Genomic DNA, 14,677 nt, shown 5'->3' on the forward strand with positions numbered 1-14,677 from the left:
GAGAAGGGTTTTCTGTATTATGAAGAAAATAAAAGTGATCGTCATATACTTGTTAATCACTATAGGCTTTATTTTTAATGGGGAATTGTTCATTCTTTATCTGGACGGCTTTCAAGAATCCTATTACCAGTCGGGATTTGATTTTGTGAATCGAGAAGCTGCTATCGGGGAAAAAGAAGTCATCCAGGATTTTCTCGATGCAGGAAAGGAGTATGATGTCGATTTCTTCTTTGTGGACAGTACGATTATCTCGGCCTACGCAAAAGAGATCACGGTATTCGGCACGCCCAACGCTTTGAAAACATTACAAATCAAAGGTATTCTTGAAGGAAAGCATAACAGCCTTTTTATGGGAGAAACACAAGTTAGATATGCGGATTTCAGTAAGATTAAGACGATGGAAAAGTTCAAAGATTGTTATTACATCGGCGATCAATCCCAACTGATAGCCATGCGCTTATTTAAAGCGAGCCTGGTAGGTAAATACGGAGGCGGACTCCCTAAATTGTTCAGTTCCGATAAAGAGACTTGGCTGAATCTATTGGCGGTTTGGTCTATCGTTTTTGGCTTGATCTTGCTGCTGACGATTTATGAAATCATCAGCCTGAAGAAGGAGATCACGGTGCGGATAACCCTTGGGGAGGATGTCCGAACTGTTTTTGGCAAAAATGCTTTGGCTGATATCGGTATCCTGGTCAGTGCCTTCCTTAGCTTGCCGTTCATATTAAGCCTATTATCCAATTCCAATGTACTTTTTAAAATTAAAGCCCTTGCCCTGTCCTTTCTGGTGTTAATAATTGTGAATACCCTGATCAATGCGGCAATTTTGCGCGTTAACTTTAAAAAAGATATCGCCGTCAGACGCTCCGGCGGCGGACTGCTTACAGCCAACTATATCCTGAAAACCATAACCACCATACTCACCCTCATTGTCTTGTCCAGCAATTTCTCCATCCTAGCTCAAGGGTATCTGATGTATAAGCAGCATGATTTTTTCTCCGAACATAAGGATTATAGTTACTATCAATTGAATTACAGGGTGAATAATCACTTAGGTAAAACAATATCAGATGAAAGCATGATGAATCAAGAATTCTATAAACGGTTTCAAAAATATTCCTTGCAATACAACGATTTGACAGCTAATTTCAGCAGCCCGTACCCTGTTATCTTAATCAATAGAAACGCCTTTGAAGAAATATCAAGAGTAAGCAATGCCTTGACAGCGACGGTCAAAAGCGCCGACGACGATTATTATATCCTGATCCCGTCCGGCATATCGGAGGATTCTCAGGAATGTCTTATTGCGAAAGAAATGATCACTGCTTTTTTTGGAGAAAAAATTCTTTCAAGCGTTAAAACCAAAGTATATGACGGCGACATGAGTTTTGTGGGCATTCATAATCAGCCGAACAAGTACGTAAGCCGACCAATGGCGAACCCGATCATAATTTTCAATAATACGCTTCAAAAAATTGATGAATATCAGGCAGGTAACGATATGTACTATGCCTATGATACGATGTACAATATCCCCGAACAGGACTTCAATCAGTTCATCGCGGAGTATCAGCTGTCTGATCAAATCAGGGTCAAATCCAATGCCCTGGATATCTATGAACACAATTGGGCGATTATCTTACGCAATGTGAAATTAGTCGTTATTTTATCGATCTTTTTGCTGGCTCTGGAAATCGCGCTGATCAGTTTTATTATCAAACTGGAGTATCAGTTCAACGCAATGGAACTGGCGCTGAAAAAAGTACTTGGATACTCACTCTTTGCCAGAAATAAGAGGTTGATACTTATCACGTTAGTCGTTTTTCTGGTGAGCATCATCCTGGCGTTTTTATTTAGAGAGCTTTTAGGGATTGCCGAAGGTGCCGATCTCATCTGGGGAGGGCTCATTTTGCTGGCGGTTGAGTTAATATTTATTGCTAAGAAGGCAAGTACAGTGGAAAAAGCCAATGTACCTGCCATTCTAAAAGGAAGGGTATTATGATTGAAGGAATTAATATCACCAAAAAGTTTGAGGATCTGACTCTATTTCAAGACTATAATTTTCTCATCAAGGATCAGGAATTCGTCTGCTTTTCCGGTGCCAGCGGAACGGGAAAGACCACATTATTAAACATTATTGGCTTAATAGAGCCCATTGACGCCGGAAGTTTGAGAATTAACGGAATGGAGTACACGACGAATAAGCAAAAATTGGCATATTTCCGCTCTGTCGTCGGTTTTCTCTTTCAAAATTTTGCGCTGATCGAGAGTAAAACAGTTGAACAGAACCTTGAGTTGATCAGGCGGGACAGCCGCACGAATTATAAGATTGAAGAAGTGCTGGAAAGAGTCGGGCTAGAAAGTAAACTGAATAGTAAGGTTTATACACTGTCCGGCGGAGAGCAGCAGCGCGTGGCGTTGGCCCGTTTATTTCTTAAAAAATGCGACATCATTTTAGCTGACGAACCAACAGGATCACTGGACGGCAAAAACGCTCAAATTATTATGGATATTCTGCTTTCGCTGAACGCTGAAGGGAAAACCGTCATTATCGTGACACATGATCAAAAAATTAAAGATAAAGCGCGAAGGGTTATCGAACTATAAATTTCGATTTGAACGTATACGTATGTAACGTTATTTACAAGTCAATATGAAACAGCGAAAGAAAAAACTGGCCGGGACGTGATCAATGAGTGCCAGCTAATTTAGTTAAATTTAAATTATTTGAAGGATTTCAGAAAGTTATCTTTTTGGACGGTTTTCAGCGCCCCAATTCCGCTGGTCGAAGAATATGGCGTTATGAAGCTTTGGTTGACATAACCGCGTTTTCTGCCGGAGGTTGAGTTAAATTCAATGTAGTACCAGGAAGAGGAGTCCTTTTCCTGGATAACCACGTATTCTCCCAGGTAAACAACTTCCTCCGGTAACGTAGTCGCTGCGCGGGCCGGTATAAACTGTAGGTGATGCTGCTGTGACGTCTGACAGCACGCCCCTGTTTCTGCCTGCAAGCTGGCTGGTCAGGGCATATCCCCGTTTGGTTCCCAACGATGTGCTGTATTCAATATAGGTATAGCCTCCGCTGGTTTCGTTAAAACGCGTGAAGCCTTCCGTAGCGTAAACCGTACCAGGAGATGGATAAGTAGTTGATGTTTCCGGGCCTGTACATACCGTAATATTCTGAATCGAGACATCAGCATAGCCGGTAAAGGACCGAGTAGGGACGCTGGCTGCGACCGTCGCTGCATTGTTGATCTTGCTGTACGTAACATAGCCTCTTTTCTTTGTAGTGGCACCTGTAGAATACTCAATAAAGAACCAATTTTTCTCCATAGCATAGACTTGGACGGACTCGTTCAAACTTACGCTGCCGACAGTGGCATAGTTGCTGGAATTGGGTCCATGATAGACTGTCGAGGCACTTGACATAGTTGCTGAAGTAGGCATAATATCTCTCCTTTGATTAAAAATTTTGAATCAAATGATTCAATTAGTAAAAAGAAGAAATATGGATATTTGTAAACCTGCTTTATTAGGGCTCGATAAAATTAAGAATATAATTTAGTTGATCTGTGAATATTTCTTCTTTTGGCCTGTTATATTAGCAACTTGTTAATCCAGGTAAGATTTTAAAATATTAGGATAGTATGAGGGTATTTTTTCAAGAAATTGAGTGCCTGCAGCATTGTCTGCTTTTGATGCAGCAATACTACTGTTTTTTGTACATAACTTTGTGACAATGATTATTCACTGCTGGATATTTTTTTTTGAAAAGTTAAAAAATTAAGCAAAACTTTGTATGGAAATACAAAAATGCCAGTTGGAGCTGTTGCCTTTTTAGGAACAGTGATAACTGGCATTTTTGTATAACTTTTAGTTTTTAATAAATTTGCAGGTGCCAATCGGTTAAATAATTGTGGCTAAGGTGTTGCAGAACTATTCAAATATTGTCTTTATATTCACCAGGAAACAATTGTCAAATATATAAAATTAAAATAGAAAGTTGGTGAATCTAATGACTATAATTTTACCAATTTACTAAAATTTTGTTATTTGCGGGTTGCTAAATCATATATTTCTCTCTTTTTAATTACTGGAAATCATTTGCAAGAGAGGGAAGATATGAGTGATCTGTATTTATTGGCACAGAGTGCCAGGGATGGCAACAAAGATGCGAAAGAAAAAATTATATGGAGATTCATACCTTTGATCAAAAAATATTCGAGAAAATTAAATTATGACGGAGCGGAATCTGATTTGATTATCGCTCTCTTGGAAATTATCAATAATTTCCCGTTTTATAAAAAAAGCAACAATGAAAAGGAATTTATTGCTTATATAACCGTGTCGATTAAAAATGAGTATATCAAGTTATCAAAAAAATACTGTAAAATTCTCAACTTTGAAGTTGAACTTAAAGAAGATATTTATAAGGATCCATTGATGGACATTGACCCTGAAAATATGGTTTTATTAAACATGTTACTTGAAGAATTGCCGGAAAATCAACAAAAAATTTTAAAAGAGTTATTTATTAATGGTTTTTCTGAAAATGATTTGGCCGAAAAACTCAGAGTAACACATCAGGCGGTAAATAAAACCAAAAGAAAGGCGATTAATAATTTAAAAAGGTTAATTGGATAAGATAAGAAAAGATACATAAAAAAACAAATTTAATCAGCAAAGGAAAAAAAGGATACTATGCCTATATCTAACAGGAAGTAGCCTTTTTTCTTGACTGTCTTTAAGAAACTCAAGGATAGTGAAGAAAACCCAGCATATATGTTGCAAAAAGGTATTTATTTCAAACCCTTAGAGGTCAGTACGCGGTCTGCCTCTTCAAAATAATCTTTAATAGATCTCCATGCTCCATTGAAGAATACTTCTTCTTTTTTTGCTCCAGCTTCTCCAGTGATTGGGATACGGGTTGTAAGAATCTCCCCGATATAATAGGAACTTCCGGTCAAAACTAAGTAATCCTGAGTAATATCGAAAGCATGGATATTCATTTTATCTAAAGCTCCGTTTACCGCTGATCCTTGGGTATCTACCGGGCTATGATAAATAAAGATAAGACGCTTGTCTGTACCGTCTAAATTCATTGAAGTATAGATATGTTTTTCTGAAGATGAATATTCTTCCGCGTAGATCCGATTGTTATTAATTTTAAAAGATTGGATTTTAGTGCCGTCAGGAGTATATACTTTTTCGCTGTGTCCCCCTGTAATATTGATGCGTTGGATGCTGTAATCTTTCACAAAATAAACGGAGTCTTGATACGGTTGAATAAGTGATACTTTATAATAATCTTCACTCATCAGGAGATCTTTTTTTGACCCGTCTGCCGAGAGTTCCCATATCTTGGACGTAGTAATAATCTTTTGAGGTTTTCTTACAGTTTCTCTTTCAATAACGAGTATAAAATCTCCCCGTGCGATAAGAGAGTCCAAGTCCGCGAATTCAGCAATTTTTTGAGGTTTAGCCCCATGGGTTGCTAAATCCAGGCGATAAAGCGAGGAATCTTTTTTATCCCAATAAAAAGCCCAATGGTCATAAAGGGAATATAAGTTTACGTCTTCTTTAACTATTTCTTCTTTCGGATTCGCCGTTTTGGTATTGATACGGCATAATTGCATTAAATGATATACGTTAGCTTCTCCTTGTTTAAGATAATAAACATAATCTCCCGCAGTTTGGAGATATTCAATCTGACCAATGGCCAGGCGCACCGCAGAGGATTCATTAATACCCTGACGATAAAGGCTGGTATCAACAAGGTAACCGGCTCTGTCTCCGTCATGTGAAAGAAAATAGCGATGACTATCTTTTTCAGCAACGATTGAGTTTAACGGGACGTTACCTTGCAGCGCGGGATTATCTTCGGAAGAAATCTGGTTATTCTCAGTTGAATTAGAAGAGGTATTGGAATTTAGATTTGCTGGGTTCGTGCCAGTTTTTTGACAGCCTGAGACAACAAGAACTAAAGACAGGATCACTAGAATATAGGTAATAGTAATAAAAGAGTGATGGATTCTCCTAAAAATCATATAAACCTTCCTATCGATAAAAGATAGTGCTGCTCGAACGATCATGTTAGAGATTATACCATAACTTCAGAACAAATATTACAAAATATTGAAATAAATACAAAGAGAGGGATCCAAAAGAAGGATCCCTCTCTTTGATTATGCAAAGTGTCCCAGATCGATCAATCAATAAGGCTCTTCGTTAATAAGGGACATAATAGCATTGACGAAAGCAGCCTTGTAACCTAAAACCTGGATATCTGCAGGATGCGTTACATTTGTAGGAAATTCAAACAAACAAGCTTCCATTCCCAAAGAATATGCATAAATAGATACATAGCCGTTAGCGCCATTTAATGACATCTGCGTATTTTGCGGGAAAAAGTATTTAAAGAGTCTGGACAAATAAGCCTGACTACCATCAATAGTGTAAATTTGCTGTAGCCAACCATGGCTATCTATCATAACGTTTCTGTAAGAAGCAGATTTGTTGGCAACAAGAAAATCTCTTAGAGCTTCCGATTCCTTTGCCCAGTTTGGATAAGGCCCGGTATAGTTTCGTGAATCTGTATTGACAGCAAAGTTGATATCAAAGCTTCGATTAAGGTCAACTCCGCCTTGAACCAATTCAGCCCGTGTGCTGCCGTACCGCCATGTTGTGCACCGACCGGGACCGTTATTTGTATTTCCATCAATCAGACCATCAGGATTTGCAGATGGAATAACAAAAACCGACCAGTCATGACTATTAACGGAAGAAATATTATCAGAAAGCATCTGGATTACGCCGCCTGCGACATCGACTAATTCAGCTCCGTCTTGGTTAAAATTGTCTTCAAACCCATGAATCGCAAAGTTCAAAAACAGACGTTTGTTTCCGGAGCCAATTCGATAGTATTCCAAATTTCTTCCGGCTCCGCTTTGCCCATAATTACCTTTCGTAACATTCGCATAGGTGAAATCCGGAATAACGACTTGATAAGAAGACAGCCCAGACGAAAGGACATACCCGCGTTTTGTTGTGTTAGATCCTGTATATTGAATATAGGAATAGCCCAACACGTTAGCTGCTAATCGGATAGCAGGCTCATATTGATTTAGGCTGCCGACTTGAAAATAGGCACTACTTGGTCCAGCATAGACGGGAATGTCTGTGTTTGCTATATACGTGTCGCTTGACAGGCTGGGGAGCGGGCTGACGTTACCCATGTTTTTATAAGTATATCCGGAAGCAGTGGTGTATCCGCGTTTTCTAGCTGACGACGTATTATATTCCACATAGCAACGTGTATCATTCTTCTCTAAAATTACAACATATTCGCCTTCACCAATAGCTCCGTATTGAGGCGATGTGGGATATAAGTCAGGAGTGTGGTACACGACAATTGGTCCGCCGTTAACGATAGCAAGTCCGCCTAAATTATAATGATGCAATACATTGTCCGGGATAAAACCGCGTTTCGGACCGGCAGCGGTTGTATATTCGATCTGGTAGAATGAATTTTCCGCACCTGCAAAAACCGTAACGCCTTCGTTCGCAGCCAAACTGCCAATTGATGCATAGCTCGTACCCGGGCCAGCATAGACTGGGGTTGCGGCATTCGTCAAATCGCCCCAGCCAGTATAGCTGTTTGTCTTGTCTTCCAGATCATCAACGGTGCCTTCTCCAACAAAGAATACAAGATCTGCCATGGCTGACGAGATAAATCCCCGTTTTGGCCCTCCAGTAGTGGCATATTGAATATAGATCCAATTGTTTTCCTTATGGATCATGCCAATATCCTCAAGGGGACCTACGGATCCGATAACGGCATAATTATCCGAGCTCGGTCCTCCGTATACATCCACGGCATTATTGATGAAAGCGAAAATGTAATCGTTGGAGACCTCAAGATTTGGTACTTGTTCGGTGGTATTAACGCGGGTTAGCTTATAGTTGAAAACATAGGCTCGTTTTCTCCCACTCGTTGTGTTGTATTCGATATAAGCCATGCGGCTATTTTGCTGTAGAACGACAACGTATTCTTCTTCAAATAAGGAACCGATTTGTTGTCCATAAAGGTAAGGTTCCGAATAGGTTGGTGTATCGTAATTCATTTTTGCTAAAGCTGTAGTACTTGTCATAGTTAAAGTACTGGCACTGACATATGCTCTTTTTGAACCATTACTGGTGCTATATTCTATAAAAGCAAATCCAGATACATTTGGGATAAGCACCGTTACTTTTTCATTTGCGGAGACAGATCCCATTGAAGCATAGAGCGTTGTGCTGGGACCACCATATACGTATTGAGCTGAATTCATAGCTCCTAAAACCCCTGATTGGAATGAACTCGGAAACGGATTCCATGCTCCTCCTGGCAGATACGCTCTCTTTTTTTTGGATCCCGATGGGTATTCAATAAATTTCCATCCGTATTCCTCCCATAGGACAGTGTAGGGATCGAGTGCATCGAGATATCCCACTACGGCATACGCTTTGTTTCCTGGGCCTCCATAAACATTTGTACTCATTACGGTATCCTCCTTTTTACTCATCGAATTAGCTAATTCAATAAGTAAAAAGAAAAATAGTAAGGGTTTAGCAACCATTCTAAAAATATATTTTAGAACTTAATTCTTTCTTGCCTGCTTTGCATTTTTGATTTATGTCTAAATTTAAAGGGGGGTAGTCGGTTAGCTCCAGTTGAAAATAATATTGATACTAAAAGTACCAATTGGCGCCGTTTCCGTTTTAGGGACAGTCTCAGGAGTAAAAAAATCCTAAATATGTGTTGCAAAAAGTAATCTATGTTGTCTATTAGTATTCGAAGGGAAAATATTATAAAGGAGTATAATATGATTAGAAAGTTAAGAGTTTCTTTCATATCATTTTTTCTTGGTTTATTTCTCTCTGTTGCGACCATGGTATATGCAGGTCAAGCATCCAGCCCAGTAACAAACGTTGGTATGAATTATGGAGGGTATGCCTATAACGGTTATTGCACAATTACGACATCTCCTAGTTTTGCTTCAGCCAGTGCTATAATGTCCTGCACAAATGGAAGTGCGTCAACAGGTTATATGGGGGTTAGTGCTTATATGTATAATGACGCAGGGACATGTGTTAAGTACAGCCCTTGGGCATACAATAGTTCTCCTCAGGTAATGTTAACTGCTACTTCTCCATATACAAGTGTCAAAGGGACATATTATGCAGGTGGAAGTTTTAGAATGTACAATGGGAGTGGTTATTTAGAAGAACCGTGTGCTTACTCACCAAGACAAAGTAATTAAAGAAGGGGCGTTGAAAAATATGTTAAAAAAATCTGGTATTTTTACTATCGGTATAGCTTTAGCTATAGGTCTTTTAGCAGGCTCTTTGAGTCTTGGAGCAATATCTACGATAGCAGACTCGGATAATTCTAATGTTGCTCCTAACTACAAAGTAAATGCTCATGGACGAACCTATGGCGCCAACATGGCATCCACATCTGTGCAATTTCCAGATTTGATACAGGCTCAGGGAACTGATGGAACAGTTGGATATATTAAGAAAGCTGATTTAGACAAAGATCAACCTCAGAATCCGCAGGAAGCCGTTGCGTATATGGAGAAAATGAAAAATGCCCCTGCATATTCAGAGATTCCATTATATGCGTCTGATGGCGATACGGTAATAGGAAAATTTGAAGTCTTCAATTCAGCCTCCGATGCAGGCCAAGCAGAATTAGCCAAACAAGAAGCAGCCGCAAAAGCTGCAGCTGTAGGCAAATAAGTTTCAAATTACAGGTGAGTTTTTCCTAACATAAAGAGGGGTTTTATCCCCTCTTTATCTAAAATCTAAAATTACGGGGGATTCTTAAACCGTGAGCAATGAAAAGAAAATGTGCAATTACGGGAGGGATAAAGCTAAAATATTAGAGATAAAATTTAGAATCTATTTGGTAATTCTTATTACGTGTCAAAAAGACCGTCTAATCAGGACGGCCTTTTAAATACAGAAAAATGCACAATATGTGTTGCAAAAGCACTTTAAGTTGTCTCTTTATAATAAAATAAATGTAATAAAAGATGTAGTAACAAATCTTTTACCTCACCAACAAAAGAAAGTTGATCGTCAATAAAGTCTAGATTTGATACGAGGAGTTTTCTTATGAAAAATCTATCTCTGTTATCTGTTCTCTGTATTCTAGCGTTGTTATTATGCCCTTCAGCAAAGTTATATGCCGATTCTCCGTTGCAAAGGGTTGCCGGAAATGACCGTTACCAAACGACAATCCAGATCTCGCAAAAAGGCTGGCCCGATAAATCTGCATATGTAATCATAGCAACCGGTCAAAACTTTGCTGATGCGCTCTGTGCCGCGCCGTTATCGCAAAAATACAATTGCCCGATTTTGTTAAACATCAAAGAGAATTTGCTCAGCAGTACAAAAAAGGAAATTCAAAGACTTGAGGCCAAGAATGCTGTTATTATCGGTGGTACGGGAGCCATCTCGGAAAACGTTGAAAACGAGCTTAAAGCTATAGGTCTAAGCTGTACGCGCATTTCAGGTCAAGCAAGGAACAACCATCAAGCAATACCAGTATGCTTGGGGCAGCTATACGTCAATATGCAAGCACGAGTACGACTACTCCTGCGGGCACAGGTACAGCCACTTACGGGATCGGCTATTTATCTGTCCAGAGCATTTTTGACCAAGTCTACAATGCCAAATATAGTTATTACCATTTACCGCCTACAACTTATTAGTGAACTTTCCGCTGCCTTAAGTAAGCTTAACAAATACAGATAATCTTAAAATATATAGTAATAATTTACTGTATTACAATATCAAAAAACGATTAAAAAATGTTGCAAAAATACTTCATGATGTCTTTAGATATTATATTTCTTTCCATATCTTTGTCTTTTGATACCCAGAATATGTTATTATTGTTATCAAAGGAGTGGTTTTGATAATAATGATGATAATGACTGCATTGGCAAATGATGACGATAAGGATTTTATGGTGGACTTATATCGAAACTATTACGGCCTCGTACGGAAGACCGTTTATAATATCACGCATGATACGAACATTGTAGAAGACCTGATTGATGATACTTTTCTCAAACTTATCGTTAAAATTCCCTTACTGCGTACATTTGAAAGTTGCAAAACAGCTGCTTATGTTGTCTATACTTCCAGGAGCGTGGCAATTAATTTTATTAAACATCGCGATGTGGAAAAAAAGCATATGTATTATGGGGAGGACACAGACCTGGCTGAAAGGGTTATCGACCTTAAAGGCGGTGTGGAGGGTATGATCATTAGTCAGGAAGAGGCATCGGAGATGAAGGAAGCTATTTTAAGACTTCCTGAGAAAGAGAAAGATTTATTATATTTCAAATATATCTTAGAAATGGATAATGAAGAACTCGCAGAAGTTTTGGGAATTAAACCGGGCAGTGTCCGGCAGTATTTGACCCGAGCAAGAAGAAAAGTCCAAAAACTGATCCATAAGGAGGTGGTATAACATGTTGAATAATAGTTCGCAATCAATGCAGAAGAAACTCTATGAGGAATATGAAGATAGTTTATTCAGGCTGGTTATGTACGAGACAGTGGAAAAAGAAGGAAAAGTCTTACTGGAAGAAAGAGAAAAGCTGAAATATGATCCCGCATTTGTTCCATCGGAGGAAGCCGTTCAAAAGTTCAGCTCTCAATTGGATAATATCTTAAAAAGAAAAAAGGCTTATGCTTTAAGGCAAAAAACTTTCAGGATCTTAAATAGGTCTGCGGTAGCTATGCTGATTGTTATTATTCTATTGTTTACCACCGTAGCCAGCGTACAAGCGATTAGAGTCAAAGTATTGAACTTTTTCATGGATATTCAGCCGAAATATACATCTTATCAGGTAAATGAAAGTGGTAATGGATCGGGCAACGGGGGGGCGGTTGTCAACTGGACAAAAGCCTATGTTCCAACTTATATACCGGAAGGATATAAAGTCAATAACTCTTCCAATAGTGAAACCTTTAAAAAAATTGTATTTAGAAATCAGCAGGATATGGTTATTTTATATACGGAATTAAATGAAGGCAGTATTGTCCAGTCGGACACGGAAAACGCATCCGTCTTTAAAGAAATTAGTATAAACGGCCACAAGGGGACGCTTACAGTGAAAAACTCGACGGTTACAATCGTATGGGAAATAAAAGGCCGTATATTTACGGTCAGCGCATCGACGGATCAGGATACTGCGCTAAAGATTGCTGAAGGAGTAAAATATATTAATTAAATTGTAAAAATTTGTTGCAAAAAACCTTCTTTGTTGTCTTTCATAGTTGGAAGATATTACAAAGGAGGTTTTTTATTGATGAAAAAAATAATCTGTATGAGTCTAATTGTACTTATGGCCATTTTTTCTGCCGTTCCGGCTTATGCTGCTATTGATGAGAATAATATCAGAACACAAGGATCAGGAACGGTAAGCCCTTTATTTACTTACATTTTACAACTAAATGTAGGTCTTAATATCGATTCATCAGGGAAAGCGGCCTGTATGGGTGATGTTAGCTTATACTCTGGTACCAACCGTGTAGATTTAACGGTACAATTGCAGAAATCTACAGGCAGTGGCTGGAGTGCAATTAAAACCTGGACATCATCGGGAGTTGGGATGCCTGGCACGACAATATTACAAAACTATTATGTTGTCAGCGGGACCTATCGGGTATCTGCTACTGCTAAAGTCTATAATTCATCTGGAAATTTACTGGAAACTGTGACCGCATATTCTCCGACGTCAACATATTAATTTGATAAAATCAGTGGAAAAGACCAACATATCTTCCTCTTTTCTACCGATCCTTATCAACCAATTAACATTCTCAGTTAAAAAACAAATACGAAAGGGTCGATTCCTATAACACTGATGATAAAAGTATTTATGTAGACAAGGGAGGGACGTAGTTACTAACAAATAAGAAGCTTTTTTCTTCGGCAGTCAATCCGATTGCAGTGGCTGCTGCCGTTGGTTTCTGTGTCATTTTAGGAGTAGGATATCTTATTAGAAAGAAAAAATATTGGTTCAATTAAGCCGATGAGGATTTCAATGATTTATAAAGGTACCGGTGGGGTCGACGCCATGTAGGGAAAGAATTCTTGCATGGCGTTCTGGGCTAAATCAAATAGCGCAGAACAAGGTAAACCGTGCTGATGGCGACGGTGATCAGCATCACGGGGAAGCAGACTTTAAAGTACTGGCCGAAGGTAATTTTGTATCCTGCTTCTTCGGACATACCAGAAGCTACGACATTGGCGCTTGCACCGATAATGGTGCCGTTTCCGCCCAGACAGGCCCCCAGTGAGAGCGCCCACCATAATGGTGTAATATCCATTCCGGTCAGCACGCCGACTTCCTGAATCAGCGGGATCATGGTCGCGGTAAACGGGATGTTGTCAACAAAGGCTGAAGCGATCGCTGAAACCCAGAGAACGGCCATTCCGAGTAAAAACATATCACCGTTGGTTTGCTGAACGATGCTTTTCGCAAGCACTTCCAAAACTCCGGCCCGTTCCAGACCGCCCACCAGCATAAAAAGACCGGCAAAGAAGAAGATCGTTTTCCACTCGACTTCTTTAAATACTCTCTCCGGGTTGACTCTGGAAATCAGCAGAAGAAGGACTGCACCGGTCATTGCTACGACCGAAGACGGATAATTTAAAATGCTATGCAGGATAAAGCCCAGGATGGTCAGGCCCAGTACGATCAGGCATTTCGTAAGGAGCTTCTTATCCTTGAGTGCTTCGTATTCGTTGAACAGCAGAACCTTTTTTTTGTTCTCTTCGTTTGTATGGAGATATTTTTTATAGACCAGCAGAAATGCTCCAATGGTGACGAGCAGGATAGGAACAATGATTGGCGCAACATTCATAACAAAATCCATAAAGCTTAAGCCCGTTTTCGTCCCGATCATGATATTTGGCGGGTCGCCGATCAGGGTTGCCGTGCCGCCGATATTCGAAGCAAAGATCTGGCTGATGACGAACGGGACAGGCTTTAACTTGAGCTCCCTTGTTACATCCAGCGTGATCGGGAGAATCAACAGAATTGTGGTTACATTGTCCAGAAAGGCTGAAGCAATCGCTGTAATGAAGGAAAGGTACACCAACACTTTCCAGGGTTCGCCTTTGGCCAGCTTGACAACTTTAATGGCCAGAAATTCGAACACACCGGTGCGCTGGGTGATCATAACGATCACCATCATGCTGATCAGCAGGGCAAGTGTATTAAAGTCGATGGCTTCGTAAGGATTTTCATGGTCTAATAGCCCCGTAAGCGCCATCAGAACGCCGCCGCCGAGCGCGATGATCACTCTGTCGATCTTTTCAGTAACGATGAGCAGATAGGCAGCTGCAAAGATAATGACAGACAGTGTCATGGCAGGTGTGAATTCCATTGCCGAAAGGCCTCCTTCGTCTTTTCTGAATCGGTGTACATAGGGTACGGCTTCGACAGTAAACTTTTTCCTAATACATTATGGCACTCCTGGCAAATTAATCAACAAGTATCCGGCTAACAGTCTCAATATATTTTTATATTTTTATTTTCCAAATTCTTTATTTTCTTATATAATAGATAGGAATTAAGATAGATAGGGATTAAAATCAAGATCAAAA

The 14,677-nt window shown here is 39.5% G+C and carries 13 protein-coding genes; 9 read left to right on the forward strand and 4 right to left on the reverse strand.

Going from position 1 to position 14,677, the window contains the following annotated elements; genetic code table 11:
- Positions 1 to 19 precede the first annotated feature (19 nt).
- Together DHBDCA_RS02440 and DHBDCA_RS02445 are read left to right on the forward strand one after the other, a co-directional pair.
- Positions 20 to 2,002: a DUF1430 domain-containing protein gene (locus tag DHBDCA_RS02440; protein ID WP_015042569.1), complete on the forward strand. Its 1,983-nt coding sequence runs from the start codon at positions 20 to 22 to the stop codon at positions 2,000 to 2,002.
- Positions 1,999 to 2,607: an ATP-binding cassette domain-containing protein gene (locus DHBDCA_RS02445; RefSeq protein WP_015042570.1), complete on the forward strand. Its 609-nt coding sequence runs from the start codon at positions 1,999 to 2,001 to the stop codon at positions 2,605 to 2,607. The genes DHBDCA_RS02440 and DHBDCA_RS02445 overlap by 4 nt, the downstream gene beginning before the upstream one ends.
- 246 nt (positions 2,608 to 2,853) lie before the next feature.
- Here DHBDCA_RS02445 and DHBDCA_RS02450 read toward each other — a convergent pair whose 3' ends face one another.
- Positions 2,854 to 3,447, reverse strand: a complete 594-nt coding sequence (locus DHBDCA_RS02450) for a hypothetical protein (RefSeq protein ID WP_015042572.1) — start codon at positions 3,445 to 3,447, stop codon at positions 2,854 to 2,856.
- 675 nt (positions 3,448 to 4,122) lie between these two features.
- On the opposite strand from DHBDCA_RS02450, the gene DHBDCA_RS02455 reads away from it, so the two are divergent.
- Positions 4,123 to 4,644: a sigma-70 family RNA polymerase sigma factor gene (locus DHBDCA_RS02455; RefSeq protein WP_015042573.1), complete on the forward strand. Its 522-nt coding sequence runs from the start codon at positions 4,123 to 4,125 to the stop codon at positions 4,642 to 4,644.
- Positions 4,645 to 4,799: 155 nt separating this feature from the next.
- Here DHBDCA_RS02455 and DHBDCA_RS02460 read toward each other — a convergent pair whose 3' ends face one another.
- Positions 4,800 to 6,047 (reverse strand): DUF5050 domain-containing protein, encoded by a 1,248-nt coding sequence (locus tag DHBDCA_RS02460; protein ID WP_015042574.1) that lies wholly within the window; start codon positions 6,045 to 6,047, stop codon positions 4,800 to 4,802.
- A 165-nt stretch (positions 6,048 to 6,212) separates the two neighbouring features.
- Positions 6,213 to 8,540 carry a M14 family zinc carboxypeptidase gene (locus tag DHBDCA_RS02465; RefSeq protein WP_015042575.1) on the reverse strand — a complete coding sequence of 776 codons (2,328 nt, stop codon included), beginning with the start codon at positions 8,538 to 8,540 and terminating at the stop codon, positions 6,213 to 6,215.
- Between the two features lie 324 nt (positions 8,541 to 8,864).
- On the opposite strand from DHBDCA_RS02465, the gene DHBDCA_RS15170 reads away from it, so the two are divergent.
- The 6 genes from DHBDCA_RS15170 to DHBDCA_RS02490 all read left to right on the forward strand — a co-directional run bounded on the left by DHBDCA_RS15170 (position 8,865) and on the right by DHBDCA_RS02490 (position 12,812).
- Complete coding sequence (locus tag DHBDCA_RS15170) at positions 8,865 to 9,302, forward strand: hypothetical protein (RefSeq protein ID WP_144020264.1); 438 nt, start codon at positions 8,865 to 8,867, stop codon at positions 9,300 to 9,302.
- Entirely contained in the window at positions 9,274 to 9,783 is a 510-nt protein-coding gene (locus tag DHBDCA_RS02470; protein ID WP_051014015.1) for a hypothetical protein, read from the forward strand. The genes DHBDCA_RS15170 and DHBDCA_RS02470 overlap by 29 nt, the downstream gene beginning before the upstream one ends.
- A gap of 378 nt (positions 9,784 to 10,161) precedes the next feature.
- Positions 10,162 to 10,803: a cell wall-binding repeat-containing protein gene (locus tag DHBDCA_RS02475; RefSeq protein ID WP_015042577.1), complete on the forward strand. Its 642-nt coding sequence runs from the start codon at positions 10,162 to 10,164 to the stop codon at positions 10,801 to 10,803.
- A 169-nt stretch (positions 10,804 to 10,972) separates the two neighbouring features.
- Complete coding sequence (locus DHBDCA_RS02480) at positions 10,973 to 11,527, forward strand: RNA polymerase sigma factor (RefSeq protein WP_015042578.1); 555 nt, start codon at positions 10,973 to 10,975, stop codon at positions 11,525 to 11,527.
- A gap of 1 nt (position 11,528) precedes the next feature.
- Positions 11,529 to 12,293, forward strand: a complete 765-nt coding sequence (locus tag DHBDCA_RS02485; RefSeq protein ID WP_015042579.1) for a DUF4367 domain-containing protein — start codon at positions 11,529 to 11,531, stop codon at positions 12,291 to 12,293.
- A 78-nt stretch (positions 12,294 to 12,371) separates the two neighbouring features.
- The gene (locus DHBDCA_RS02490; protein WP_034378086.1) at positions 12,372 to 12,812 is read left to right on the forward strand and encodes a hypothetical protein; all 441 of its coding nucleotides are present in this window, start codon (positions 12,372 to 12,374) and stop codon (positions 12,810 to 12,812) included.
- Between the two features lie 364 nt (positions 12,813 to 13,176).
- On the opposite strand, the gene DHBDCA_RS02495 is transcribed toward DHBDCA_RS02490, so the two are convergent.
- Positions 13,177 to 14,457, reverse strand: coding sequence for an ArsB/NhaD family transporter (locus DHBDCA_RS02495; RefSeq protein ID WP_015042580.1), 1,281 nt, complete (start codon positions 14,455 to 14,457; stop codon positions 13,177 to 13,179).
- Positions 14,458 to 14,677 lie beyond the last annotated feature (220 nt).

This window comes from Dehalobacter sp. DCA (assembly GCF_000305775.1).
GTDB classification, from domain to species: Bacteria; Bacillota; Desulfitobacteriia; order Desulfitobacteriales; family Syntrophobotulaceae; genus Dehalobacter; species Dehalobacter alkaniphilus.